This window comes from Desulfatitalea alkaliphila, assembly GCF_022968795.1.
GTDB classification, from domain to species: Bacteria; Desulfobacterota; Desulfobacteria; order Desulfobacterales; family Desulfosarcinaceae; genus Desulfatitalea; species Desulfatitalea alkaliphila.
In genome coordinates, this window is record NZ_JALJRB010000003.1 from 19996 (window position 1) to 46445 (window position 26450).

Here is a 26450-nt window from a genome sequence, read left to right on the forward strand (position 1 = left end):
TTTTCAGGCAAAGCCGGTAAAAAAGAGAGAACATACCATCGATGACGGCTTCTGCAAAGGGTTATTGTGCAATTATTAAACATTGGACGACACCAAGATGTTCCACCTCATCGAACACGCCTTGCTCTCATCGACCATGGCAAATTCCATTAATACTAATGGATTACAGAATATTATTGCAAAAAAGGGGCGGCACTCGATAGCCTTTGCGCAAATTCAAGATCCATAGCGCATCCGGAAAAATCTGTACACTTTTCCAGCCGAACGACAAAGAGTGTTCAATAATCGTACACATGTCCCCGTCATGACCATCCCCTGCCGGTACACGATGTCAGGTCTGAATCTGATATTATCTTCAATATCAACAGCTTTCAAACATCACCGCCTCATTGGCACGTACTCTGCATATATATTCAAACCTTATGCGTTATCGCCTCGACCTTCCGCCTTAAAGGACATCGGCGTCCGTCGGTGGTCCATTATGTTTAAAACATTGAAATCACAACAAAGGAGTGACCAGATGAGCAAAATCAACGCTGAACATGTTTTTACTTCCGAATCCGTCGGTCGGGGCCATCCCGATAAGGTGTGCGACCAAATTTCGGACGCTGTCCTGGACGCCTGCCTACAGGCCGATCCCAAGAGCCGCGTGGCCTGCGAAACGGTGGTCGGACACAACCTGGTGGCCAACGTGGGCGAGGTGACCTGCAAGGGTTGGCAAAGCATCGACGCCGAAAAAATCGCCCGCCAAGTGGTCAAGGACATCGGATATGATCGCGCGGAACTGAAGTTCTGGCACGATGGTTTTGAATATTTCAACCGCATCCACGGCCAATCCCCGGACATCAGCCAGGGCGTGACCGAGGGTGAAGGGCTTTACGAGGAACAGGGCGCCGGAGACCAGGGGATGATGTTCGGCTACGCCACCAATGAAACCCCGGAACGGATGCCCTGCCCGGTGGCCTACAGTCACCGCCTGCTTTTGGAACTGGAGCAGTTGCGCAAAAGCAATGCAATCCCATATCTGCGCCCCGATGCCAAAAGCCAGGTGTCCGTGCGCTATAAAAAAGGACGCCCCCATGCCATCACCGGCGTGGTGATCAGCCACCAGACCGACGATGTGCCGTTGGAAAAGATCCGCGAGGACCTCGTGGACGCAGCGAAAACAGTGCTGGAGCCCACCGGCCTGTTGACCGCCGACACCCGGTTCTACATCAACCCCACCGGGGCTTTCGTGCTGGGCGGTCCCTATGCCGATGCGGGCTTGACAGGCCGCAAAATCATCGTCGATACGTACGGCGGTGTGGGCAGTCATGGCGGGGGCGCTTTCTCCGGCAAGGACCCGTCCAAGGTGGACCGCAGTGCCGCCTATTACGCCCGTTACGCGGCCAAGAACATCGTCGCCGCGGGGCTGGCCGACAAGTGTGAAATCCAGGTCTCCTATGCCATCGGCGTGGCCCACCCCTTGAGCATCAATGTGGACACCTACGGCACCGCCAAGCTCGATGAAGCGCTGCTGCAATCCCTGCTGGAAGACAAACACCTGTTCGATTTCCGGCCGGCGGCGATTATCGACCAGCTCGATCTGCTTCACCCCGCCGGCTGGTCCTACCAGGCATCGGCGGCTTATGGCCATTTCGGCCGTGATATCTTCCCCTGGGAAAAAGCCAACAAGGTCGAAGCGCTGCAACGCGCAGCCAAACGCCTGGCCCGGGAGGCCGCATGAACACAGCAGCGCGCATCATCGGTGTCGGCTCACCCATTGTAGATCGCCTGGCGCTGGTGGAAGAGGCCTTCGTGGCCGGCGTGGGCGGCCACAAAGGCGGCATGCAGCTGGTGGATACACCCGCCATGGAGGCACTGTTGGCCGAAGTGCCTGGAGAAACCCTGGTGGCGCCCGGCGGATCGGCCGCCAACACCGTTTTCGCCTTGGCACGCCTCAACATGCAGGCCGCCCTGCTGGGCAAAATCGGTGACGACGCGGAGGGCCGATATTATCGCCGCACCTTCGAGCAGCTCGGTGGCGACGGCTCCCGCCTTAAAACCTGCGGCGTATCGGCCACCGCCCGGTGCCTCAGCCTGGTCACCCCCGATTCGGAGCGGACCATGCGCACCGATTTGGGGGCCGCCGCATCCTTCGCCCCCGAAGAAGTCAGTGTCGATGACTTCCGGGGCTGCCGCCATGCCCATGTCGAGGGCTACCTGCTCTTCAACCCGGACCTGGCCCGGACAGTGCTGGAAGCGGCCAAAACCGCCGGTTGCACCATCAGCCTCGACCTGGGGGCCTTCGAAGTGGTCAACGGTGCCGCCGAAACCCTGCCGTCCCTTCTGGACCGCTATGTGGACGTGGTACTGGCCAACGAGGATGAAGCAGCCGCCTTTTGCGGGCGGCGGGACCCGCGGACAGGGCTCGATGCACTGCACGCGCATTGTGAAACCGCCGTGGTCAAGTGCGGTGCCGAAGGTGCCTTGATCCGGGCCAACGGCAACATCCATGAAATACCCGCCCGCAATGTGGACACGGTCAAAGACACCACCGGGGCCGGCGATTTTTGGGCCGCCGGCTTCTTGTACGGTCACTTGAACAGTTGCGAACCGGATACAAGTGGTCACCTGGGATCGATCCTTGCAGCGGAGGTGGTGCGCCACTTGGGCGCCAATCTGCCGCCTGCCGCATGGGAACGGATCACCGAAGCATTCAACCGTTACTTGGAAGAAAGGTAAGCAAGAACAATATGGATATGGCAAACGCCGCAAAAAAAATGGACAACGGACAGAAGGACTATAAAGTCAAGGACATCGGACTGGCCGAGTGGGGCCGGCGCGAAATCGAAATCGCCGAACACGAAATGCCCGGCTTGATGGCCACCCGCGAAAAATACGGCCCCGACAAACCCCTGGCCGGCGCCCGCATCAGCGGCAGCCTGCACATGACCGTGCAAACCGCCGTGTTGATCGAAACCCTGCGGGAACTGGGCGCCGACGTACGCTGGGCCTCCTGCAACATCTTCTCCACCCAGGACCACGCCGCCGCGGCCATTGCCGCCGCCGGTGTTCCGGTGTTCGCCTGGAAGGGCGAAACCCTGGAAGAGTACTGGTGGTGCACGAAAATGGCCTTGACATGGCCCGACGGCAGCGGCCCCAACCTGGTGGTGGATGACGGCGGCGATGCCACCCTGCTGATCCACCGGGGGTACCAGGCCGAGGACGATCCGTCCATCCTGGATGTGTTGACCGACAACAAGGAACTGCGCCTCGTCAACGACCTGCTCAAGCGGACCCTCAAAGAGACGCCCGATTTCTGGCACAAGGTGGTCGCGGAATGGCGCGGGGTCTCCGAAGAGACCACCACCGGCGTCAATCGGCTTTACCAGATGGCGGAAAAGGGGGAGCTCCTGGTGTCGGCCATCAATGTCAACGACTCGGTTACCAAGAGCAAGTTCGACAATGTGTACGGCTGTCGCGAATCCCTGGTGGACGGCATCAAGCGGGCCACCGACGTCATGATCGCCGGCAAGACCGCCGTGGTGTGCGGCTTCGGCGACGTGGGCAAGGGATCGGCCGAGGCCCTGTCGGCCCACAAGGCCAACGTGGTGGTCACGGAAATCGACCCCATCTGCGCCCTGCAGGCCCTGATGGCCGGCTACAAGGTGATGACCGTGGAGCAGGCACTGCCCATCGGCGATATCTATGTCACCTGCACCGGAAACAAGGATGTGATCACCGCCGACCACATGGCCCGCATGAAAGACCAGGCCATCGTCTGCAACATCGGCCACTTCGATAACGAAATTCAGGTCGACCCCTTGAATGAAATGGAAGGCGTGGAGAGGGTCACCATCAAAGACCAGGTGGATCGCTACACCTTCCCCGACGGCCACTCCATCTACATGCTGGCCGAAGGCCGGCTGGTGAACCTGGGTTGTGCCACGGGCCATCCCAGCTTCGTGATGTCCAACTCCTTCACCAACCAGACCCTGGCGCAAATCGACTTGTGGCAAAAACAGGATCGGCCGGTGGGGGTGTACCTATTGTCCAAGGCGCTGGACGAAGAGGTGGCCCGGCTGCACCTGGCAAAACTGGGCGCCACCCTGACCCAATTGAGCAAGGAGCAGGCCGACTACATCAGCGTTCCGGTTACCGGTCCGTTCAAGTCCGAGCACTACCGCTACTAATTTCGACCGCGTTCGATTCTGAAGCGTAAAAAGAACTCCCGCAGTACGACGGCGATAATGCCCGAGCCGCCGGCACTGCGGGAGATTTTTCTTTGCTACAGCCGAAAAAAAATACAGCCGGCCGGCGCCAAAGCGAAGAAGGTAAGGCGGATTACAACAAGCCGACTTCTTTCAGCCATTCTTCGACCGCGCGACTCACGTCCTTGTGTTCCACATCCACTTCCGCGTTCAGCCGCTGCATGGTGTCGGTGTCCAACTTCTCGGCCAATGGTTTGAGCACTTCACGGATCTCCGGATACTGATCCAACACCGCCTTGCGAATCACCGGCGCGGGATTGTACACCGGAAAGAAGTTTTTATCGTCTTCCAGGTTCACCAGGTCGAAGCCGGAAATGCGACCGTCGGTGGCGAAACCCGTGGCGGCGGTCACCTGACCGTTGCGCAACGCCAGATAGGTCAGCCCCATGTCCATGCGCTTGACGCCGCGCACCGGCATCCGAAATTGGTAAAGCGCCATCAAGGCCCGGAATCCGTCGGGCCGCTCCCAGAACTCGGCTTCCAAGGCAAAGGTGACCTCCTTGGGGTTCTGATCCACATAGTTGCCGAAATCACTGATGGTTTTGATGCCCATCTTTGCGGCATCCTCCCGGCGCATCATGATGGTGTAGGTGTTGTTGAACCGCACCGCTTCCAGCCACACCAGCCCCTTTTGCGCATCCCGCCGGCGGACCCAATCGTACACCTTAACGGGGTCGGTCATCACCGCCGGATCTTCTTCCTGGTAGAAAACCGTATAGGCGGTGCCGGTGTATTCGTAATACATGTCGATCTGGTCCGCCTCCAACGATTGGCGGGCGATGGCCGTGCCCACGCCGGTGCGGGCGGTGACCTTGAAGCCCTCTTTTTCGAGCAGTCGTTTGGCCAGCTCGACCAAAAGATACTGTTCGGTGAAATTCTTGCCGCCGATGGTGATGGCTTTCTCCTGCGCCAGGGCGCCGCCCGCCCATATCGTGAAGAAGACCAAAACCATCACTGTCGCCAGGGCCATGAGCAAATGTCTTTTCATACGATACTCCTTTATTTTTTCTTTGCAGGCACTTTCACTCAGCCAAGCGAATGCCTTTGGGAATAACGATGATGCCGAAAAGCTCCACCAGGAAATCACCGACCAGCGCCATCACGATCACCGGCAAGGCCCCGGCCAGCAGCTTGTCCGTCTGCATCAAATTGATGCCGGTGAAGATCAAATCGCCCAACCCGCCGGCCCCGATGAGGTATCCCAGGGCGGCGGTGCCGATGTTGATCACCAGGGCCACCCGAACACCGGCCAGAATGACATGCAGCGCATTGGGCAACTCCACCTGCCAGAGGATGCGCATCGGGTTCATGCCGATCCCCCGGGCCGCATCGATGATGGCCGGCGAAACGGCCAATATGCCTGCCAGGGTATTGCGGGCAATGGGCAGCGTGGAATAGATGAACAGGGCGAAGATGGCCGGTCGGGACCCGATGCCCAAAAAACTCATCACCAGGGCCAGCACCGCCAGGGAAGGGATGGTTTGGCCCAGCCCGATCACGTACATGACCACGCCGGCGTACTTGCGAAAACGCTTGCGCGATACCAGAATGCCGGCGGTCAGGCCGGCCGCCAGGGCCAGGGCCATGCTGATGGACACCAGAAACAGATGCTGGCGCACCAAGAACAGGATGTACTCCTGTTCCCACGGGTCCGACATGTAGGCCACCAGCCCGATGCGCTCGGCGCCGATGCCCATCACGAAAAGCAGGGCCAGGAGTACAAAGCGATAGCCTTTGGTCACGGTCGCCTGCATGGCAGGACCTCCTGTTTCATATCTTGAGTCCTTTGGGCGTGACCCACCGCTCCAGCAGACTCATGGCCAGATCCACAACGATCGCCAGCAAGGACACTGCCAACGCGCCGGTCAAGATCATGGTTTCATGGGAGCGCGCGATCCCCTGCTGGATGAACACCCCCAGACCGCCGGCGCCGACGTAGGCGGCGATGGCGGCGATGCCGATGTTCATCACCGCCGCGGTTTTGAGCCCTGCCAGAATCACCGGCACCGCCAGGGGAATTTCCACCTCCCGCAACAGGCGCCACTTGCCCATGCCCATGCCGCGTCCCGCATCGACCAGGGCCGGATCCACATTCTTGATGGCGATGAAGGTGTTGCGGATGATCGGCAAAAGGGAGTAGAGCACCAGGGCGATCACCGCCGGCACCTTGCCCAGGCCGTGACCCACTATCGCTAGAATGGGCAGCATCAGGCCGAACAGGGCGATGGAGGGAACGGTCATGATCACATTGGCACCGGCGAGCACCTTCTGCGCCAAATCCTTGCTGCGGGTGATGGCGATGCCGATGGGAATGCCGGTGCACATGGCGATCAGCAAGGAAAGGCCCACCAACCAGACATGCTCCCAAGCCAGAAACAACGTGCGGGCCAGATTGTCCTGTAAAAAGGCAAACAGCGTCATGGCAACCGTCCTTTATTCGATTTTGGACTCCTCGTGATCATCGGCATACAGATCCAGGATCGATTTCTGGATCTGCCGGTAGCTGATGGTGCCGGCCAGATTGCCGTTGTCGTCCACCACCGGAAAAGCGGTGATGTCATGCATCAACATAGCCGACAGTGCATCGCGCACCGGTTCCCGGGCACCCAGGGTTTCCGGGAACTTCTCGGCCAGCTCCCCCACCCGGCCCTGCTCATATTTGAGCAATTTCGGATGCACGTAACCCACCGGCCGATTGTCTTTGATCACAAAGGCCAAGGGCAAGTTTTGCGCTTCCATCATTTTAAGCACCCCGGGCGCATCCTCACCGGCTTGGACCAGGTTGCGGGGTTCAGGATTCATGGCATCCCGGATGCGCAGCAGCCCCAGCACCTTCAAGGCCCGGTCCGCGCCCACGAAGTCGGACACGAACTTGTTGGCCGGTCGCATCAGGATGGCTTCGGGGGTGTCGAACTGCACCAGACGGCCATCCTTGAAAATGGCGATCTTGTCTGCCATCTTGATCGCCTCGTGGATGTCGTGGGAAACAAAGGCGATGGTTTTTTTCAGCTTGCCCTGCAGCCGCAGAAATTCATCCTGGATCTGATCCCGGTTGATGGGATCGATGGCGCCGAAAGGCTCGTCCATCAGCAGGATGTCCGGATTGGCCGCCAGGCCGCGGGCCACCCCGACGCGTTGTTGCTGCCCGCCGGACAGCTCGGCCGGATAACGGTCGCGGTAGATTTCCGGATCGAGGTTGACCATGCCCAACAGCTCATCCACCCGGGACCTGATCTCGCCCCTGTCCCAGCCGAGCATGCGCGGCACGACGGCGATGTTGCCGGCGATGGTCTTGTTGGGGAACAGGCCGATCTGCTGAATCACATATCCCATGCTGAGCCGCAGCTTCTGAGCGTCCATCTCCATGGTGTCCCGCCCCATGACCCGAATGGTCCCCCGAGTGACCGCCTCCAAGCGATTGGTCATACGCAGCAAAGTGGTTTTACCGCATCCCGAAGGACCCAGGAAAACCGCTGTTTCGCCGTCCGCGATGGTAAAGGTGACATTGTCGGTGGCGGTCACCGCCTTCTTGCCGATGCCGAAGATTTTGGTGACGGAATCATATTCGATCATGGAGGGCTCCCCCTTTGGCCTTTGGACCCACCGTTGCATTGACCGACAGGCAAGGCCGGAGGGACCCACCGGTCACACCTGACCATGAAAGGATCGCACCTGCCGGGAGGCGCAATGGCTGCCGGTTCCATTGGAGACAGGATGGTACACAGAATGGATACGCTGAATCACGGTGTAGACAGTAACCGTTGAACCGCCAGCGCCGAGAATGTAATTATAATTGCAGCATAGCGCTCCGCCCAAAAGATGGCAACCCCCAATTCTACGACACCATTCCTGATAGAACACAGGGCACCATCAGCGATTTGCAAAATCGAAATCGGAATCGAGAGCGGGATCGGGATCGAGATTGGAATACACAGATAACGAGACATTGGATGGACTTGAAGAAATCGATTTCGATAGCGAATCACAATGCTTTGACGAATTCGCCCCACATGTGTATATTGCCGCCGTTAAAAACCCCATGAACAGGTTTAAAAATTCGGCGAAGCATAAGTCGACGGAAGATAAGTGAAATCTCATGACCCCCTTTGAAACACTGCAATCCTGGATCGAGCAGCTGCCCATCGAAGCCGCCAGCGCCTCCGCCATTACTGCCGTAATCGCCACCACGGTGGTGATACTGCTGAGTATCGTCGCCTACCTAATCAGTCGGCGTATAGCCAACCGCACCATCCCGCGCATCGTACAACGCACCAGCAACACCTGGGACGATGTGCTGGCGGAAAAGAATGTCTTTCGCCACTGTGCCCTGCTGGTACCGGCTTTGACGGCCCAGTTGTTCATTCCCGTCGCGCTGGACGCCTATCCCGCCTTTGCAGCGGTCATCACGCGCATCATCAACATCTATCTGATCCTGGCGGCCGTCATGGTGGTCGACGCGCTGGTCAATGCGCTGCACGCCATTTATCAGCGACTCAAGGTGTCGCGGGACATCCCGCTGACCGGCTTCACCCAGGTGGTTAAGATCATCCTCTATTTCCTGGCCATCCTGCTGTTGCTGGCCACATTGCTCGACCGTACCCCCTTCTATTTGTTCAGCGGCCTGGGGGCCATGACCGCCGTGCTCATGCTGGTCTTCAAAGACCCCATTCTGGGCTTCGTGGCCGGTATCCAGCTGATCTCCAACCGCATGCTCAAGCAAGGCGACTGGATCGAAATGCCCAAATACGGCGCCGACGGCGACGTGATGGACATCACGCTCACCACGGTCAAGGTTCGCAACTTCGACCGCACCATCACCACCATCCCGACCTATGCCCTGATCAGCGACTCCTTCAAGAATTGGCGCGGCATGCAGGAATCGGGCGGTCGACGTATCAAGCGGTCGATCAACATCGATATGCGCACCATTCGTTTCTGCACGCCTTCCATGTTGCAGCGGTTCGCCAAAATCAGGCACATCTCCGACTACATAAATAGAAAGAATCAAGAGATCGCGACCCACAACGCCGCATTGGGACCGGATGCCCGAGATACGGCCAATTGCCGGCGTTTAACCAACATCGGTACGTTTCGCGCTTACGTGGACGCCTATCTGCGCCACCACCCGATGATCAACACCGACATGACCTTCCTGGTCCGCCAGTTGCCCCCCACGGAACACGGTTTGCCCTTGGAGATATACGTCTTTTGCCGCGACAAGGTGTGGGCCAACTACGAAGCCGTGCAGTCCGATATCTTCGATCACCTGCTGGCCATCCTGCCGGAGTTTGATCTGCGGGTGTTTCAATATCCGTCCGGTTACGATGTGACCTCCCTCGGCGAACGTCTGATCGATGCTCCGAAGCAATGAGGGGCGTAATAACGCCCTTACCTTTGGCAACGGTATCAACAATAGCGCTCCCACCTGCCCTCCTATCCGGATAAATGCCAAATCGCACATCGCTGTGGCGCCCGGGTAAGTTCCGTCCGTTTCCGTCGGATGAGCCATAATTTTCGACCCCTTGGATGGGCATCGTTTTGTGAATTTTGTTCAGCGACAAGAAGGCTATTTTGTTGTATTTTCCTTGCGTTATATCGTTCAATCCGCTATACGGTCTACTTGGGTCATTTTCGGTTATTGACATGCTGACGACACACTTACAGTAGGTGTTCCATTTGCATGCAATCAATTTCCACAGCTTGTTCATCAAGGATCGACGGAGGCATTCGCCTGCTGCCACACTGCAACCCATCAACTTCACTATACCCATCCTTTTTCGGAGGCGCTTATGAACTTTGTATTCACCCTCACCAAAATCATTTTCGGCGACGGCACGTCCACCCAAACCGGCCAGGTGATGCTGAGCCTGGGATGCAAAAAGGTGCTGTGCATCTATGACCCCGGCGTCAAGGATGCAGGCCTTGTGGACCCCATCATCGAAAACATGCAAACCGCCGGCATTCAGGTGATTGAATACGGCAACGCCCAGGTGTCGGTGCCCTTGTCCAGCGTGCGCGAAGCCACGGCCATGGCCAAGGATGCCGGCATCGACGGTATTTTGGCCATCGGCGGCGGCAGCGCCATGGACACCGGCAAGGCGGTCAACGTGTGCCTGACCCAACCGGGCGACCTGGACCAATATGTGGGCACCCTGGATGCGGGCCTGGTGATCGGGCCGCTGCTCAAACCCTATGTGTGCATTCCCACCACCGCCGGCACCGGCAGCGAAGTGTCTCCCGTCGCAGTGGTCTATGACGAACAGGCGGGCGTCAAAAAGGTGCTGCCGCAGCATGAGAACGTGCCCAAGGTGGCTATCGTGGACCCCTTGCTGCACGTGAAGATGCCCCCCTCACTGACGGCTTCCACCGGCATGGATGCCCTGGCCCACGCCATCGAAGGCATGGGCGGCGCGGCGCGCAACCCCATGCTGACCGCCTGGGGCTTGACCATTGTCGACATGATTTTCAACTACCTGCCCAAGGCCATCGCCAACGGCAACGATTTGGAAGCCCGTGAAAAGATGGCCCTGGCGGCCACCTTCGGCATCCTGGTGGGCTGCTACGGCGCCTTCCATCTGCCCCACGCCCTGGGCCACTCCATCGAAGCGGTCACCCACTGCCCCCATGGCACGGCCTGCGCCTTCGCCATGCCCGAAGTGTGCGAATTCTACGCCGACCTGATTCCCGACGAGACGCGCAAAATGGCCGCCATGCTGGGCGTGGAAAGCAACAACGGCCGCCCCATCGCGGAAGTGGGTCGGGAATTCAAGGATGCGCTGCGGGACTTCTACCTGAAGATCGGCGGTCCGCGATCGGACAAAGTGATTCCCAATCCGGCCGACATCGACCCAATCATCACCCTGTCCCTGGGCGAATACACCTACATGACGGCCGCCAAGCGGCCCTCGCGCCAGGAACTGACCCAAATGCTGCAATCGGCCCACAAGAGCCTGAGCTGATACAACCGGTTTGATTGTTTAGCCAAAGGAGAGTTGTTCATGGAAAATATCATTCGTATCGATATGGAACGCGGCACGGTCACCGTCGAACCCCTGCCCGAAAATTATCGCACCCTGGGCAATCGGGGGCTGGTGGCCAAAGTGTTGAACGAAGAGGTCGATCCCACCTGTGATCCCCTGGGGCCGGAAAACAAACTGGTGTTCACCCTGGGATTGCTGGCCGGCACCGGTTTCCCCACGGGCAACCGGCTTTCGGTGGGCGCCAAAAGCCCCCTGACCGGCGGCATCAAAGAGGCCAACTCGGGCGGTAACATCGGCTCCGTGCTGGCCCGTCACGCCATCAAGATGATCATCGTCGAAAAACAGCCCATGGACAAAGGGGCCTACGTGCTGACCATCGATGCCGAGGGTCAACCCTCATTGACCAAGGAAGACGGCTTCGCCGGCATGGGCACCTACGATCTGGTGACCCGGCTCAAAGAGACCCATGGGGAGAAAATCGCCGTGGCCTGCATCGGGGCCGCCGGCGAACGGCAGTATTTGAACAGCACCATCCAGACCACCGACCACTCCACCGGCCATCCCTGCCGCGCCCTGGCGCGGGGCGGCATCGGCGCGGTGATGGGCAGCAAGGGACTCAAGGCCATCGTGGTCCATCCGGCGGCCAAGCGGGCCGAAATCGAGTACGCCGACAAGGCGCGATTCTCCAACGCCCTGAAGGCCTATGCGGATGTGCTCAACCGCAACGCGGTCACCTCCCGGGCCCTGCGCTTTTTCGGCACCATGGTGGGCATGGCCGTCACCGGCAAGTCCGGCGCCCTGCCGGTCAAGAACTTCAGCGGTGAACGTTCCCCCATCCTCAACGATATCGGCGCCCACAAGTTCCATCAGAACGTCTACCAGCGCGGCGGTAAGACCGGTCTGGCCTGCCAGCCGGGATGCCCCATCCGCTGCTCCAACCTTTACAACGACAAAGACGGCAACTACCTCACCTCGGGCTTTGAATACGAAACCGTGGCCATGATCGGCTCCAACTGCATGATCGCCGATCTGGACATCATCGCCCGCATCGAGCGCATGTGCGACGATTTCGGCATCGACACCATCGAGCTGGGTACCACCCTGGGCGTGTGCATGGAAGGCGGCAAACTGGCTTTCGGCGACGGCGAAAAGGCCAAGGCGCTGGTCCAGGAGATGATCGACGGCACCGAGTTCGGCAAGCTCATGGGCCAGGGCACCGAAGCCGTCGGCAAGCACCTTGGCGTCAAGCGCATTCCCACCGTGAAAAAGCAGGGCATGCCCGGCTACGACCCGCGCAACAGCAAAGGCACCGGCCTGGGTTACGCCACCTCGCCCATGGGCGCGGACCACACCGTCGGCACCACCAGCGGTTCGGCCGGCGACATGAACAAGACCGGCCGCGTACAGATGTCCCAGAAAGTGCAGGTGGCCTACGCCGCCGTGGACAACTTCATGTGCCACTTCGCTTCCTTCCCGCTCACCTCGACCCACAAGTACGCCGTGGCGCACATTGCCGAGGCCATGGCCGGAAAATTGGGCGGCGAATGGAACAGCGACCGCGTCTTCGGCCTGGGTCTGGAAACCCTCATGCTGGAAAAGGCTTTCAACCGCACCGCCGGCTTCACGGCCAAGGACGACCGCTTGCCCCAGTTCTTCTACGACGAAGCGTCACCCATGACAGGCGCCAAGTTCGATTTCACCGACGAAGAGCTCGCCCAGGTGCTGCCGTTCTAAGGGCGTGTCCGGTATCGAACAGCGCCTGAAACAGTAGACAACAAAACGGGGTTGCGGCAGCACATCAGCCGCAACCCCGTTTTTTCTTCCCCTTGCCGCACAACGATTCCTTCCGACCCTATCCGGCGAATCGCCACGCCGGCGATCCCGTCTTTTGCCTGTTGAGATTGGCCGCGGATGGCCAATGCGGATTTGCGACTCAACCCAACAACCGTTTTCGTCGCGTTTCCACCAGCAATCGATATTCGCTTTTCAATTCATCCGGCAAAAAACTCACGCCGATAAGGTGATCCCATCCAGACGCCGATCCTTTAAGATCGTCCAACACCAAGGAAATGATTTTCCGGTTCAACCCCAGCCGAAACCGGCCGAAATAATCAATCAAAATTTCCGGCGTCAGCTTGCGCTTTTTGCCTTTAATCGGCAGGGCGATCTCCTCTTGTACTTCCGACAGCACGATGGAGGTGTTCAAAATATCATAGGCGGGTGTCAGTTCCACCCTGCCCTCCCGGGTTATCAGTGAAAAGTTTTTCACGTGCATGTCTTCGTTGCCGATCAGATAATTCACCAGCGTCAGCTTGAACAGTTTTATTTTTTCGACTGAAGGAAAGGTGCAATACCGGTCAATCACCTGTGCTACTTTTTCCATCGAAGCGTCGTATTTGGTGTCCCGGCTCAGCCCCAATAGCTGCGCGAAGTCCTCCACGGCAAACTTTTTCGTGCCGGCCCGGTCAAATCGCCTGATGAAATAGGTCATGGAGCCGTCTTTTGAATAGACCAACCCGTGAAGCGGTACAGAAATGCCGGATGTGGCTGCCAGGCGCATGGACAAGTCCTCGTTTTCCGGCAGATGTCTGTACTGGGGGTTTTGAGGCTTTAAAATATAACGGCCACCTTTATCCACAAACCTGAACCCGTTCTTGCGTGTATTCAAGACGGCACTGAGCTTGGGCTGCACACCCTGGATGGACATTCTAGGTGCACGGGCTGCGGCCTCAAAAACCTGATCTGCAGCAGAATAGGGTAGATCCTGGAGCTGTTTGAGGCTTCGGGACAGTTTCTGCAGGCCCCGCAGCGAATATTTTCCCTCGCACGCCTCATAGGTAATGGGGCAGATGCTCATTCCGCCTCCCGCACCGTTACCGCACCAACCATATCTTTCCCCACTGCCAGCAGCTGACTGAAAAGATCCCGCCGGTCGATTTTCAAAGCACGCAGCAGGGCCTCCAGGTTGTACCCTTCGGGCAGCAAACCCTCCAGGAACGGAGGAAAAACCTCGAACTCGTAGGGCTCGGGTCTGACCGGAGCCGTCAAAGAAACCGGTGACCCTTCATAGACCGGATCATAGGTGAACCGATAGCGCGTTCCCGGCGAAAGCTCCTCCAGGATGCCGGCGTGAACCTCATGCATGAACACATCAGCTTTGCGCATCGTCCTCCGCCTTGTAACGATCCATTAAAGGACTTTCCAGGGATATGGAGATATTGAGGGCTTCCAGAACCTTGCACAAGGTATTCAAGCGAACCGTCTCCTTGCCGTTTTCGATGTCATAGACAACCGTTTTGCCCACACCGGCAATGTTGGATAGATCCACCCGCGACAGCTTTGCCAGTTTGCGGTGGAAATGAACGATAGGCCCAATTTGCAGGATTTTGTCTTTGCTTATTTTTACCGCCATGGCAGCAACTTCAACAAGTTTAAGTTTCGGATTTGTCGAATTAAAAATATTCGATCCAAATTTGCTGCTACAGCGGCAATTTGTCAATGATTATTTGGATAATGTTTTCAGAAGCGCTTAAAACCGCATTTTTTAACCGCCTTAACGGTAAACCTTCGATCAAAGATTGACCGAGGTTTCAGGTAGCACCTTTCGACCGTCCATGTTCGGACCGTCCGTGAGGACATTGAGGATGTAATCGCGCCTGCCATGGTCGCATCGGAGGGTGAACGCCGTAAGCGCGCATGCAGGGACGGGGGATGGAACGGCGCTGTCGCTTGCGGGATGTTCAGTGGGGCCGGCCGAATGGCGCGTGAACCGGGCGACCGCTTCAGGCGTTTTGAACGGATCGGGCGGCGGGTCGTATCAACAGAGAGGACAGAAGAAGGGAGCGAAGCCGGGCACGCAACTTGTGCGCGTTTTTGTAGACGGTTTGCCGCAGGTTGTCAATATGCAGCAATTACAATTGCAGGACAATCGCATGTAGATATCAAGTGGAAAGGATTTGGATCAGGTAGCCATTGTCCCGCGGAGCCCGCCGTTGGCGGGCAGTCTTAATTTTATTGTTTGTGCATCTGGAGTGACCGCTATCAGCCTTGCCGGTGGCGGGTGAGATGCTCATGACCTCTTGTTGCTGCGCAACACTGGCAACCAGTTGTCAGTGCCACCCGCCCCACATCCAACCCGTAGGGGCACGGCACGCCGTGCCCAATAAGACCCGATCCTCTATGATGCCGTGCCCGGTTCCCCCCAACATCCATCAAGGGCACGGCATGCCGTGCCCCTACAGCACCTACAATGGCCATCGGTATCCATTTCGACCTGCTCCCTGTTATAGGGTGAATGCTTATCGATTGGATCGGTTTCAATTGAAGAGAGGGATTCTTCCAACCGTAAAAGGGACGTCGCCGGTTCTCCCCCGGCCCACCCGCCGGCGGTCGCTCAACGCTCCCTGCCATCTATTCGCTCCATACTCACCACTCGTACAATTCGGGGCATTCGCAGCATTCGTGCAATTCGCGGCATTACCATTCACGGCATTCGCACCATACAACAACCATCGGATTATAAATCATTTCATTTCATTCGCGAAGAAGTAGGCCGCCGAGGTTGCACCTGCGAAAAAGCCGCCTTATGGTTTTATCACTATTGCACTCTTTGCCGTTCGGCGCTGCCCATGGCAGCAGTCATCAGGCAAGAAACGCGGGAGGCAGCCAATGAAACAACTCGCATTTATCATGGCGATCACCGCCATTCTGTTGATATTCGGTCACCCGGGACACGCCATGGAGATCGCCGGGGCTTGGACCAAAACGACCCATCCCGACCCGCACAACGTCATTCTCATCTTCAGCGAATCCAATAGCGTCAAGGCGATCGGCTATGAAGCCGTGGCCGACAGGCCCGCCAATTGGCATGGGGAAGGCACCGTTGAGAACGGCGCGCTCCAATTGCACTATCGCTACTCCGCCGATGCCACGCCCTTCGGATGGGAACCCCGGGGCCGCATGGATTTGCAGCTGTCCGAAGATGGGCAAAGACTGGTCGGCACGGCCCGGTCCCGTTCGGGAGCATGGTCGGACCGCATCGAACTGGTGCGCGTGACGATCCTTCTACAGCCCTGATCGGCGGCCCTAACCGAGCGCAAGGCGAGGCGGACCGCGAACAATCCGATACCACACCACTGGACGCACCCCCTGTCCATGTTGCGGTGGAGCGCTGACGGTCCGGCCGGGGCGGTGAAACTGCAACACTCCATGCCCCGTCGCGTGGGAGCATGAAGAACAAGGAGATTGCGCGATGAAAATCTACGACAAACTGTTCATCGATGGCCGGTGGGAAACCCCGACGGCTAAGGCAACCATAGACGTGATCGATCCGTTCAGCGAAATAGCCTGTGGACGGGTGCCGGCCGGAACGGATGCGGATGTGGACCGTGCGGTGACGGCCGCGCGCCGGGCCTTTGCGGTCTGGTCCGCCGTGCCGCCGGTGGAACGGGCGGCGGTGATCGGCCGGATCGCGGAGGCGGTGACGGCCCGCCGGGACGAGATCGGGCAAACCATCAGCCGCGAACTGGGCATGCCGATCAAGTGGGCCACCCGCATCCAAGCCACCGTACCGGCCATGACCATGGCCGCCTACGCCGAAATCGGCGCCCGACCACCGCAGGAGGACCACTTCGACAATGTGCGGGTGGTGCGTGAACCGGTGGGGGTCTGCGCGTTCATCACCCCCTGGAACTATCCCTTGCACCAGATCGCCGGCAAGGTGGCACCGGCTTTGGCGGCCGGCTGCACCATGGTGGTGAAACCGAGCAGCGAAGCCCCCTTGAATGCTTTCCTACTGGCCGAAATCATGGCCGATGCGGGGTTGCCACCGGGGGTCTTCAACCTGGTGACCGGTGCCGGGCAGGTGGTGGGCGAGGCCTTGTGCCGCCATCCCGAAGTGGACCTGATCTCTTTTACCGGCTCAACCGCCGCGGGGCGGCGCATCGGTGAGTTGGCCGCCCGTTCGATCAAACGTGTCACGCTGGAGCTTGGCGGCAAATCGGCCAACCTCCTTCTGGACGACGCCGATCTGGAAAAAGCCGTTCCCCACGGCATCAAGGACATCTTTTTGAATTCCGGCCAGACGTGCAGCGCCCTTTCGCGCATGCTGGTGCCCGCCAATCGGCAACAGGAGATCATCGCCCTGGCCCGCGCATCGGCCGCCCGGGTGAAGGTGGGTGATCCATCCGATACGGCCAACTATATGGGGCCTCTGATCAGTGACAGGCAGCGGGACAAGGTGCGCGCCTATATTCGCAAGGGGTTGGCCGAGGGCGCCACCCTGGTGTGCGGCGGCGAAACGCCGCCGGAGGGACTGGCGCAAGGCTATTTCGTGGCGCCGACCATCTTCGCCGATGTCACCCCGGAAATGACCATTGCCCGCGAGGAGATCTTCGGGCCGGTGCTCTCCATCATGCCATACAAGGACGAAACGGAGGCGGTTAAGATCGCCAACGACTCCATCTACGGTTTGGCCGGTGCCGTCTGGTCAGGCGACCCGGAACGCGCCCTGCGGGTGGCCCGCCGCCTGCGCACGGGCCAGGTGGCGATCAACGGCGGCGCCTTTCACCCGCAGGCCCCCTTCGGCGGCTACAAACAGTCCGGTCACGGCCGTGAGTTCGGCCCTTACGGCCTGCAGGAATTTCTGGAAATCAAGGCTCTGCTGACGTAACGAGGAGACGCCGCGGGCCTCGCAGGGGGGTCATCCTTCATCCCGCAGCAACGCCTTGGCCAGATTCAGGTCGTAGGCCTTGCGGGGATCGAAGGCGCCCCCTTTGTACATGGCTTGGGCCTGGACAATGGCATCCCAGGGAACCCAACCGTGTTTTTCCCACAACTCGGGATCGTCCTGGTTCCACATGCGGAAGGCGACGCCCTCGGCGTTCTCGCGCACATACATGCGCACCCGTTTGTTCTGCGGAAAGGGGTAGTAGTACAACCCGCGGTCGTCTTTCATCGCTGTCGCAATCCTTATTGAACTTGAGTGGTGTCGGCGATCCACTGGAGAAAGGCGGGGTTGCCGCCGGTCACAGGCAGCGTCACGATACAGGGGCACTCGTAGCTGTGGCGTTCCTGAATCGCCGCCACCACATCGGGCACGCGTGCCTCGGTGGTCTTGGCGATGAGCACCGCCTCCTGGTCGTCCTGCACCTGGTCCTCCCACAGATAGAGGCTGTTCATGCCATCGAAAATATTGACGCAAGCCACCAAACGGGCCTGCACCAGCGCGCGACCGATGGCCCGCGCCTCGGCCTTGTCCTTGGTGGTCACATAGAGCAGAACGGTTCCCATTGCACACCTCCCTCGGGGTCTGTAGCCCGGCGTCAAAGCACAGGGCCGTAAAAACGAGGCCGCCTTAGGACATCAACCCCTCATCCATCAAATGGGTCATGGCCCGCTGACTGATGCGATTGACCTGGGAAAGGGCCTGGGTGAAGTGAAAGTCGGCCTCCTGGCCGATCCCCGAATCGACCATGACCCGCGCGTTGTTGAGGTGCTTGTCCACTTCCAACCAAACCGCATCACCGGACACTTGGCGCGCCACCTGGGCCTCGTTGGCGATCATGGCGATCAGGCCCTGCAACACCCGTTGCGCGCCCTGCTGCTCCGGCATGGGCAGGTTCTGCATGATCTGAACGCAGTGGGAGCACCAGATCAATCCACTCTTGACCTTTTCGCCTTGGGAAAAGGAGATGATGGCCTCTCGGGTTTTCATAGCAAAGGCTCCTTTGCAATGTCGGGTCGAAAAGTGAGCCGGCCGCCACGGCTTGCCCGCAATCGATCATTTCGGAGCGGTGATTTCCGGCGGATCACAAATTGGCACAAATCATCGGTTAAGTAAAGCCGCAGCGGCAAGCGATTTTTTCCTTTTCTTTCAGCCCTGTTCGTGGCACATTAGGGGGCGTTTTTTTCCCGCAAGTATCTGAACTTGTTCGTTGTGCACCGGCCGGTGCTCGGAGCGCAAGGCCGGATGCAGAGAGTGTTTATGCAGGTTGACACCGATATGCCGCCATCCAGTCCCTGGGAGCGTTTGCAGACGTTACTGCGTCATGGCCCCGCCGACGACCTGCTTGAAATCGACCCGGAACAATTGGGCGCCATTCTCGAAGAAAACGACCGTCTGTTCAAGGCCATGGTGGACGCCTTCGAGGGCCTGATTTACATCTGTTCGGCCGACTATCGCATCGAATTCCTCAACGACCGCATGATTCGGCACCTGGGCCATGATGCCACCGGCGAACTGTGCTACGAGGCCTTCGGTCGCCGCAGCGTGTGCCCCTGGTGTATCAACCATCGCATTACCAAGGGCGAAACGGTCACCTGGGAGCTGATCAGCCCCCGTGATATGCGCTGGTACTATGTGCTCAACGCGCCGATCCGTCACCTGGACGGCACGGTGTCCAAGTATGCGATGATGATGGACATTCACGAGCGCAAAAAGAACGAAGAGGAGTTGCGCAACCACCGCGGCCGCCTGGAGGAGCGGATCAAGGCCCGCACGGCCGAGCTGACCGAAGCCAATGAGCAGTTGCGACAAGAGATCGAGGAGCGCAAACAGGCCGAAGAGGCCATGCGCCGCAGCGAGGCCAAGTATCGCGAGCTGGTGCAGAACGCCAACAGCATCATCATCCGGTTCGACACCCGCGGGGTCATCCGTTTTTTCAACGAGTATGCTCAGCAGTTCTTCGGTTACACGGAGCAGGAGATCCTGGGACGCACCCTGTGGGAGACCATTCTGCCCACAGTGGACAGCACGGGACGCCGCATCACTTCCATGGTCGACGCCTTCCTCACCCGCCCCGAGCAGTTCAAGACCGACGAGCTGGAAAACCGGCGCCGCAACGGTGAACGGGTCTGGGTGGCCTGGACCAATCGGCCCATCCTGGACGCCGACGGTAAAATCGCCGAATTTCTATGTGTCGGGGTGGACGTCACCGAACGGCGGCAGAACCGCCGCCGGATCCGCACCTTGACCTATGCCCTGCTCAAGGCCCAGGAAAACGAACGGGCACGGATCGCAAGGGACCTGCACGACCACATCGCCCAGGACCTCTCCTCGCTCAAAATCCGACTGCAAACATTGTTCGCCAACGAATCGGCCGCCGGCAATGACGCTCAGCGCCAGACGGAGGAGACGCTGCAGATCCTGCAACGGTCCATCTCCGAAGTGCGCAATCTGGCCTACGACTTGCGCCCGCCCGGTCTGGATCAGTTCGGCCTGGTGCGCACCCTCTTTCTCTATTGCGAGGATTTCGCCCAGCAAAACGGCTTGAAGATCGATTTCATCGCCGCCGGGCTGGATGACCTTGCGCTGGGAGAAGATATCCAGATCAACATCTACCGTCTGATTCAGGAAGCGTTGCACAATGTCAAAAAGCACGCCGCCGCCAAAGGCGTCACCATCCGCCTGGTGGCCTCCTCGCCCAATCTGATCCTGCGCATCGTCGATGACGGCAAGGGTTTCGATATCGACCATTGGCGCGACCACGCCTACCAGGAAAAACGCATGGGCCTGCAAAGCATGGTCGAGCGCGTGGGGTTGCTGGATGGCACCATCGATATCCGTTCGCGGCCCGGCAAAGGGGCCGGCATTTTCATCACCATTCCGATCAAGGAGCAGCTCAGTGGCGGCGAAACGGCGCATTCTGATCATTGACGACCACCCCCTGTTCCGGGAGGGCATCAAAACCATCATCGCGCGTCACAACCGCTTCGAGGTGGTGGATGAAGCCGGCACCGGCCGCGAGGGACTGGAAAAGGCCGAAAAGCTAAAACCCGATGTGGTGCTGCTCGATATTTCGCTGCCCGACGCGTCCGGCATGTCGCTGGCCCGCCAGATCCGCCACCAGCTCCCGCGCACCCGCATCATGATCCTGAGCATGCACGCCAAGATCGACTACATCGTGGAGGCCTTTCAATCGGGCGCCACGGGCTACGTGGTCAAGGAGTCCGCTTCGGAACGCCTGGCCCAAGCCCTGGACGCGGTGGCCTCGGGGGAATATTTCCTCGACAGCTCCATCTCCCACGAGGTGGTGGCCAAGCTGATGCAGTCACCGGTCAAAGAGGCCAAGGTCAGCGACGCCGGTTACGGCAAGTTGACGCCGCGGGAGCAGGAGATCATGCGCATGCTGGCCGAAGGCGCTTCCAAAGGGGACATCGCCGATCAATTGCACATCAGCATCAAGACGGTGGAAAACCACCGCGCCAACATCATGCGCAAGCTGGACATCCACAGCGCCATGGAGCTGGTGCGTTATGCCGCCCGCCTGGGCCTGATCGATGTCGACCTGTGGAAAGAATAACCGCCCGGCCCCGGCTTCAGCAGTGATGAACCGCAAGATGCCGTTTCCGGATGGACACTAGGCCGATTCCCCGACCTGGGATGAACACCCCATAAAAATGAATCCCCCGCCTCATGGACACCCCCTGCGGCGCTCTGTATAGTCGTTCCAGAATCCATGGTTGAGATATTAATACATCATGGTTTCGAGAAGTTAGAACCTCATTTCGACGAAAGGAGCCCCGTATGATCTCGTCTCCGTGCAAAGACTGCCCGAATCGCTACATGCCCAAAGATGAGTGCCTCAAAACCTGCACTATGCTGCAGAACATTCAAAGCATGCAACTGTCCCGCAGAGAGAGCAACGTCTACATGGCGGTGGATTTTTCCGAGGAGAGTCGTTTTCAGATTGCATCCCCCTTTGCCAGCGCTTTGAATGTATGCTGAGCGGTCAGCGGCACGGGGCTCCCTGACGGATTTTGGGGGTATTCGTAAAAATTTGGCTACCGGCCTGCTAAAGTGTCTGGGGGTAATTCCCGATCTGCTCGGGATTTATTCCCGGATACCGTGGCAGGCCCCATCAACATGAACCCGCGAGCCAGCGATCAAAAGAAAGGACACCCCATCGGCTTGCCATTGCAATTGACATTCAGCACGACAGATTGGATCTCTGACATGACCGACCAATTCAAAATGGACTCGGGAACCCAGGGGGACAAAACCGGATCTTCGCCGGCCGCGCCATGCATGGCCGGCATGACGGAAACCTGCAACCACAACCGCCGCTATGTGGACATCACCGCCATGATCCGCAGCTTGCAACGCACCGAAGGGCTCACCGACTGCTTTCGGCGCGGCAATGCAGATTGCGATCAAACGGAGTGCGCCTGGCGGCAATATTGCCTGGGCAATGCAAAGGATGTCTTGATGGACACCAATGCGTAGCGGAAGGCCCTCCTCCCGCAGGACAAGGCTTCTTTAGTATATCGGACAATTGAATCGGAATGTGAGGCGGATTGCGCCCGCCCCGGCCGTTTTTTGCGCAGGCGCGCCGATGCCCGGAAAACCAGGCACTTGGGTCCCGTCCGTCCTGTGCCCGAAAATCGCCTGCACAATCCTCATCCGCGCCAGAAATCGGCCAAGGCACCGCCCAGGGCGGCAGCATCCGCCACCTGCTGGACGTGCCAGGTGGACGGCAACAAGGACCGGTAGCGCGGCGTCAAAAAACGCTGGTCCACCAACAGCACCGCGCCGCGGTCGCTTTCCGAACGGATCACCCGTCCCGCGGCCTGCAACACGCGGTTGATCCCGGGGTATTGGTAGGCAAAGGCGAAACCGCTGCCCCGGGTGCGGTCGAAGTGTTCCCGGATCAGCTCCCGCTCGGTGCCGATGCCGGGCAGCCCGACACCGACGATGGCCGCCCCGGAGAGCCGCTCGCCCTTCAAATCGATCCCTTCGCCGAAAATCCCGCCCATGACGGCAAAACCCACCAGGGTCGCCTCCCCCGAATCGTCGAATCGGGACAGGAAATCCTCCCGTTGCACTTCAGCCATGCCGCTGGTCTGCACCAATGTGGCCATTTGGGGAAAGCACTCGCAGAAGCAATGGTGCACCATGGCCAGGTAGTCGTAGGAAGGAAAGAACAGCAGATAGTTGCCCGGCCGGGCGCACACCATGGCCCCGATGGTCCGGGTCACGGCGGCGCAGGAATCGGCCCGCTGCCGGTAAAGGGTGGAGATTCGCGGCGTCACGAAGACCGCCAGGTTGTCCCGCGGAAAAGGGGACGCCAGGGCGAGCCGCACCGTCTCGCTTTGCAGCCCCAGGGTGGTGCAAAAATAGTCGGCGGGCGTCAAGGTCGCGGAAAAGAGCGCCGCGCCGCCGCAGCGCCGCCAGCACGCTTGCAGGGCGAAGGAAGGATCCAGACAGTACAGCTTGATCTCGAAGTCGCGGCCCTCGCACCGAGCGATGGCGGCGTAGGCATCGGCATCCTGGGCGGCGGCGCTCACGAACCGGTGGCATTGGAAGAAAAAGTCCAGCACCTCCATTCGCAGCGGATCGGCCGGATTGCGCCGCAACCAGCGATCGGCCTTGCCCATGAAGGTCCAAAGCCTGTCCACCAGGGTACCGGGCATGCAGCGCTCGACGCATGTACCGCCGGCGGCCCGGCAATCGTCGCGCCGCGCCCGCATCCAGGATTGGATGGGGCCCAGGGCCCGATGGAGACCGGGCGCCCCATCCTTCACGCGGCGCCGCAAGGCCATCGGCGCCGCCAGGTCCAGGCGGGCCGAAAACATCTCCCGGGCGCGATCCACCAGATTGTGCGCTTCATCCACCAAAACCGCCGGCCGCACCCCTTCGTCCCCGAAAAGGCGCCGCAGGACGACGTGGGGATCGAAGGCATAGTTGTAGTCCCCCACCATGCAATCGACCCAATCGAGCAGTTCCAGGGAGAAGGCGAAGGGGCACACGCGATGCTCCCGCGCGAGGGTTTCGATGGCTTCGCGGTGCAGTGCGTCCTGCGCCAGGGCGGCGGCCAAGGCGTCGTTGAGCCGATCATAATACCCTTGGGCGAAGGGGCAGGCCTCCGGATCGCAATTGAAGGTCTCCGACAGACAGATCTTCTCCTTGGCGGTCAGCACCACCCACTTGAGCCGCATGCCGCCCTCGGCCAAGGTGCGCAGGGCGTCACGGGCCGCCATGCAGCCCGTCGTGCGGGCCGTGAGGAAAGCCACCTTGCTGGCATGGCCTTCACCCAGGGCTTTGATGGCGGGAAACAGGGCGGCCATGGTCTTGCCGATGCCGGTGGCCGCCTGGATCATCGCGTGTCCCGCATCCCGCACGGCGCGATATACCGCCACGGCCATCTCCCGCTGCCCGGTGCGATAAGCGCCGAAGGGAAACGCAAGCCCTTTGAGGCTCTGGTCCCGCGTCCGCAACCATTGGGCGTGCCGCTCCAACCAGGGCAGGTAACGCGCCATCAATCCCTCGAAAAAGAGGGTCAAATCGGCCATGGCCATGGACCGCGCCAGCACCCGCTCCTTGCCGCTTTCGGCATGCACATAGGTCAGGTGCACCTCCACCGTCGCCAATCCTTCCTGCATTCCCCATAAATAGGCATAGCACTGGGCTTGTCCCCAATGCACGGGCGACGGCGCCGCCGCCACCTCCTTCAGGGGGCGCCGGGTGGTTTTGATCTCCTCGACCACCGCTCCGTTATCATGCTGCAGCACACCATCGATGCGCCCGCCGATGCTCAGATCGAACGATGGGTGGTGGATGGTGTGCTGGACCGGCACCTCCGCTTGGTAATGGTCCGGGCGCCGTTGCTGGACGCGCTGGTGGGCCCGAATGCCCTCGAGGGCGCCGGCGCCGGCCATGTCGTTCAAGCGCAGGTCGCCGCAGCGCAGCAGGAAATCAACCAGGGTGCGCACGGCCACTTGAAAGGTCGGCTTGTCGCCGGCCGTGACCGGTTGTCGCGCTTTGGCGGCGGAACGGGTCAAGGGGAGCAATGATAGGCTTGGGCGGCCGCGGAGTTGTCGGTTCGATGCAGCCACACCAGGTGGGTGGCGCCCAGTTGCGCGGCGCGGTTGGTCACGGCCCGCAGCATGGACCGGCGCGCCCAGAAAACCGACACTTGCCCGGCATCGGCGGTTTCCGTCACCATCCCCAGAAAGCGGCACTCGGCCACCATGGCGGGGGAACTGTCGACCAGTCCCGTTCCGCGGACGGCGGCACAGCCCGCCGGCAGCAGCAAGGCGATGATGAACAACAGGAAGGTCAGTCTTTCACGGGTGCGCATACCGGGTTGACTCCCATGGGGAAATGCACAGTTTAGGATGCTTTTGATATACAATTGTGTTAAAAAGAATGTCAATCATCATCGGGAGGCGAGGATGCAGCACAGACGGTTGGGAAGCACCGACATTCAACTTTCGACCATCATCATGGGCACTTGGCAAGCCGGCAAGGCGATGTGGACCGGCATCGACGACAACCAGACGCGACGGGCCATGCGCGCGGCACTGGATGCCGGCATCACCACCTTCGATACGGCCGAAGTATATGGCAACGGCCATTCCGAGAGAATCGTCGCCCAGGCGCTTTCCGACGTGCGCGACCAGGTGGTGCTGGCCACCAAGGTGTTTTCCAACCACCTCAAATACGACCAGGTGATCGCCGCCTGCGAGCGCTCGCTGAAAAACCTGGCCACCGACCACATCGATCTTTACCAAATCCACTGGCCGCCGGGTTCCTTCGGTCACCCCAAGGTGCCGCTGGAAGAGACCATGCGGGCCATGGTGGATCTGAAAAAACAGGGTAAAATCCGCGCCATCGGGGTTTCCAATTTCAATCGGGAGCAGATGACCGAAGCGGCAAGCTACGGCCCCATCGAAAGCCTCCAACCGCCCTACTCCCTCTTCTGGCGCGGCATGGAAAAGGAAGCGGCGCCCTATTGCCAGGCGCAGGGCATGACGGTGCTGGCCTACTCTCCCATGGCCCAGGGGCTGCTCACGGGAAAATTCGGTCCCGACCATCAATTCGAAAAAGGGGACCACCGATCGGGCAACCGCCTGTTCCAACCCGACCATTTCCAACGTGTGCAGGCGGCCCTGGAACAATTGCGCCCCATCGCCGCCAAACATGAAATCACCTTGGGGCAACTGGCCCTGGCCTGGGTGATCGCCCAGCCCGACACATGTGCCATCGCCGGCGCACGCAATCCTGAACAGGCCGTCCAGAATGCCGCCGCGGGCGATGTCCGCCTATCCCCGGAGGACCTGGCCGCCATGGACCGGATCGGCCGTACCGTCACCGACCATTTGGACGACAATCCGGTGCTGTGGGGTTGAGCGCGTGCGCTTCCTTTGCAACCACGGCAAGGGGCCGGCTGCAACGCCGGCGGCGGGGTTTGCCTGCATAAACCATGAACACCGCAAC

The 26450-nt window shown here is 59.7% G+C and carries 25 protein-coding genes; 13 read left to right on the plus strand and 12 right to left on the minus strand.

Annotated features, from left to right (window positions below):
* Positions 1-520 precede the first annotated feature (520 nt).
* The 3 genes from metK to ahcY are packed head-to-tail and all read left to right on the plus strand — an operon-like array spanning position 521 to position 4175.
* Positions 521-1726, plus strand: coding sequence for a methionine adenosyltransferase (gene metK, locus MRX98_RS03720; protein ID WP_246903106.1), 1206 nt, complete (start codon positions 521-523; stop codon positions 1724-1726).
* The gene (locus MRX98_RS03725) at positions 1723-2724 is read left to right on the plus strand and encodes an adenosine kinase (RefSeq protein ID WP_246903108.1); all 1002 of its coding nucleotides are present in this window, start codon (positions 1723-1725) and stop codon (positions 2722-2724) included. The genes metK and MRX98_RS03725 overlap by 4 nt, the downstream gene beginning before the upstream one ends.
* Before the next feature lie 11 nt (positions 2725-2735).
* A complete protein-coding gene (ahcY, locus tag MRX98_RS03730) occupies positions 2736-4175 on the plus strand; it encodes an adenosylhomocysteinase (protein WP_281432187.1) in 1440 nt (479 codons plus the stop codon).
* 151 nt (positions 4176-4326) lie between these two features.
* Here the strand turns inward: ahcY and MRX98_RS03735 are convergent, their stop codons facing one another.
* Genes MRX98_RS03735 through MRX98_RS03750 form a run of 4 tightly spaced genes read right to left on the minus strand, consistent with a single transcriptional unit; the run spans position 4327 to position 7826 of the window.
* Complete coding sequence (locus tag MRX98_RS03735) at positions 4327-5241, minus strand: ABC transporter substrate-binding protein (protein WP_246903110.1); 915 nt, start codon at positions 5239-5241, stop codon at positions 4327-4329.
* A 34-nt stretch (positions 5242-5275) separates the two neighbouring features.
* The gene (locus tag MRX98_RS03740) at positions 5276-6007 is read right to left on the minus strand and encodes an ABC transporter permease (protein WP_246903112.1); all 732 of its coding nucleotides are present in this window, start codon (positions 6005-6007) and stop codon (positions 5276-5278) included.
* 16 nt (positions 6008-6023) lie between these two features.
* On the minus strand, positions 6024-6674 hold the full coding sequence (locus MRX98_RS03745) for an ABC transporter permease (RefSeq protein WP_246903114.1): 651 nt from the start codon (positions 6672-6674) through the stop codon (positions 6024-6026).
* A gap of 12 nt (positions 6675-6686) precedes the next feature.
* Positions 6687-7826, minus strand: a complete 1140-nt coding sequence (locus MRX98_RS03750; RefSeq protein WP_246903116.1) for an ABC transporter ATP-binding protein — start codon at positions 7824-7826, stop codon at positions 6687-6689.
* Positions 7827-8349: 523 nt separating this feature from the next.
* On the opposite strand from MRX98_RS03750, the gene MRX98_RS03755 reads away from it, so the two are divergent.
* From MRX98_RS03755 to MRX98_RS03765, 3 genes are all read left to right on the plus strand, one after another.
* On the plus strand, positions 8350-9624 hold the full coding sequence (locus MRX98_RS03755; protein ID WP_246903118.1) for a mechanosensitive ion channel family protein: 1275 nt from the start codon (positions 8350-8352) through the stop codon (positions 9622-9624).
* Positions 9625-10042: 418 nt separating this feature from the next.
* A complete protein-coding gene (locus MRX98_RS03760; RefSeq protein ID WP_246903120.1) occupies positions 10043-11212 on the plus strand; it encodes an iron-containing alcohol dehydrogenase in 1170 nt (389 codons plus the stop codon).
* Between the two features lie 39 nt (positions 11213-11251).
* Entirely contained in the window at positions 11252-12967 is a 1716-nt protein-coding gene (locus MRX98_RS03765) for an aldehyde ferredoxin oxidoreductase C-terminal domain-containing protein (protein ID WP_246903122.1), read from the plus strand.
* A 199-nt stretch (positions 12968-13166) separates the two neighbouring features.
* Here MRX98_RS03765 and MRX98_RS03770 read toward each other — a convergent pair whose 3' ends face one another.
* The 3 genes from MRX98_RS03770 to MRX98_RS03780 are packed head-to-tail and all read right to left on the minus strand — an operon-like array spanning position 13167 to position 14645.
* Positions 13167-14090, minus strand: a complete 924-nt coding sequence (locus MRX98_RS03770; protein ID WP_246903124.1) for a HipA domain-containing protein — start codon at positions 14088-14090, stop codon at positions 13167-13169.
* Complete coding sequence (locus MRX98_RS03775; protein ID WP_246903126.1) at positions 14087-14398, minus strand: HipA N-terminal domain-containing protein; 312 nt, start codon at positions 14396-14398, stop codon at positions 14087-14089. Before MRX98_RS03775 ends, MRX98_RS03770 begins: the two co-directional genes overlap by 4 nt.
* Complete coding sequence (locus MRX98_RS03780; RefSeq protein ID WP_246903128.1) at positions 14385-14645, minus strand: helix-turn-helix domain-containing protein; 261 nt, start codon at positions 14643-14645, stop codon at positions 14385-14387. Before MRX98_RS03780 ends, MRX98_RS03775 begins: the two co-directional genes overlap by 14 nt.
* Before the next feature lie 1256 nt (positions 14646-15901).
* On the opposite strand from MRX98_RS03780, the gene MRX98_RS03785 reads away from it, so the two are divergent.
* Together MRX98_RS03785 and MRX98_RS03790 are read left to right on the plus strand one after the other, a co-directional pair.
* Positions 15902-16309: a hypothetical protein gene (locus MRX98_RS03785; RefSeq protein ID WP_246903129.1), complete on the plus strand. Its 408-nt coding sequence runs from the start codon at positions 15902-15904 to the stop codon at positions 16307-16309.
* 175 nt (positions 16310-16484) lie between these two features.
* Positions 16485-17903, plus strand: coding sequence for an aldehyde dehydrogenase family protein (locus tag MRX98_RS03790; RefSeq protein WP_246903131.1), 1419 nt, complete (start codon positions 16485-16487; stop codon positions 17901-17903).
* 30 nt (positions 17904-17933) lie between these two features.
* On the opposite strand, the gene MRX98_RS03795 is transcribed toward MRX98_RS03790, so the two are convergent.
* The 3 genes from MRX98_RS03795 to MRX98_RS03805 all read right to left on the minus strand — a co-directional run bounded on the left by MRX98_RS03795 (position 17934) and on the right by MRX98_RS03805 (position 18947).
* Positions 17934-18188, minus strand: coding sequence for a hypothetical protein (locus MRX98_RS03795; protein ID WP_246903133.1), 255 nt, complete (start codon positions 18186-18188; stop codon positions 17934-17936).
* Between the two features lie 14 nt (positions 18189-18202).
* Positions 18203-18523, minus strand: a complete 321-nt coding sequence (gene cutA, locus MRX98_RS03800; RefSeq protein WP_246903135.1) for a divalent-cation tolerance protein CutA — start codon at positions 18521-18523, stop codon at positions 18203-18205.
* Positions 18524-18587: 64 nt separating this feature from the next.
* Complete coding sequence (locus tag MRX98_RS03805; protein WP_246903137.1) at positions 18588-18947, minus strand: hypothetical protein; 360 nt, start codon at positions 18945-18947, stop codon at positions 18588-18590.
* 270 nt (positions 18948-19217) lie between these two features.
* On the opposite strand from MRX98_RS03805, the gene MRX98_RS03810 reads away from it, so the two are divergent.
* From MRX98_RS03810 to MRX98_RS03825, 4 genes are all read left to right on the plus strand, one after another.
* Entirely contained in the window at positions 19218-20888 is a 1671-nt protein-coding gene (locus MRX98_RS03810) for a PAS domain-containing sensor histidine kinase (protein ID WP_246903139.1), read from the plus strand.
* Complete coding sequence (locus MRX98_RS03815) at positions 20857-21534, plus strand: response regulator (RefSeq protein ID WP_246903141.1); 678 nt, start codon at positions 20857-20859, stop codon at positions 21532-21534. Before MRX98_RS03810 ends, MRX98_RS03815 begins: the two co-directional genes overlap by 32 nt.
* A 224-nt stretch (positions 21535-21758) precedes the next feature.
* Positions 21759-21959: a hypothetical protein gene (locus MRX98_RS03820; RefSeq protein ID WP_246903142.1), complete on the plus strand. Its 201-nt coding sequence runs from the start codon at positions 21759-21761 to the stop codon at positions 21957-21959.
* Between the two features lie 228 nt (positions 21960-22187).
* The gene (locus MRX98_RS03825) at positions 22188-22457 is read left to right on the plus strand and encodes a hypothetical protein (RefSeq protein WP_246903144.1); all 270 of its coding nucleotides are present in this window, start codon (positions 22188-22190) and stop codon (positions 22455-22457) included.
* 173 nt (positions 22458-22630) lie between these two features.
* On the opposite strand, the gene MRX98_RS03830 is transcribed toward MRX98_RS03825, so the two are convergent.
* Together MRX98_RS03830 and MRX98_RS03835 are read right to left on the minus strand one after the other, a co-directional pair.
* The gene (locus MRX98_RS03830; protein ID WP_246903146.1) at positions 22631-25012 is read right to left on the minus strand and encodes a helicase C-terminal domain-containing protein; all 2382 of its coding nucleotides are present in this window, start codon (positions 25010-25012) and stop codon (positions 22631-22633) included.
* The gene (locus MRX98_RS03835) at positions 25009-25311 is read right to left on the minus strand and encodes a DUF4156 domain-containing protein (protein WP_246903148.1); all 303 of its coding nucleotides are present in this window, start codon (positions 25309-25311) and stop codon (positions 25009-25011) included. The genes MRX98_RS03830 and MRX98_RS03835 overlap by 4 nt, the downstream gene beginning before the upstream one ends.
* Before the next feature lie 94 nt (positions 25312-25405).
* Here MRX98_RS03835 and MRX98_RS03840 point away from each other — a divergent pair, with 94 nt between their 5' ends.
* Entirely contained in the window at positions 25406-26362 is a 957-nt protein-coding gene (locus MRX98_RS03840; RefSeq protein WP_246903149.1) for an aldo/keto reductase, read from the plus strand.
* Positions 26363-26450: the final 88 nt, after the last annotated feature.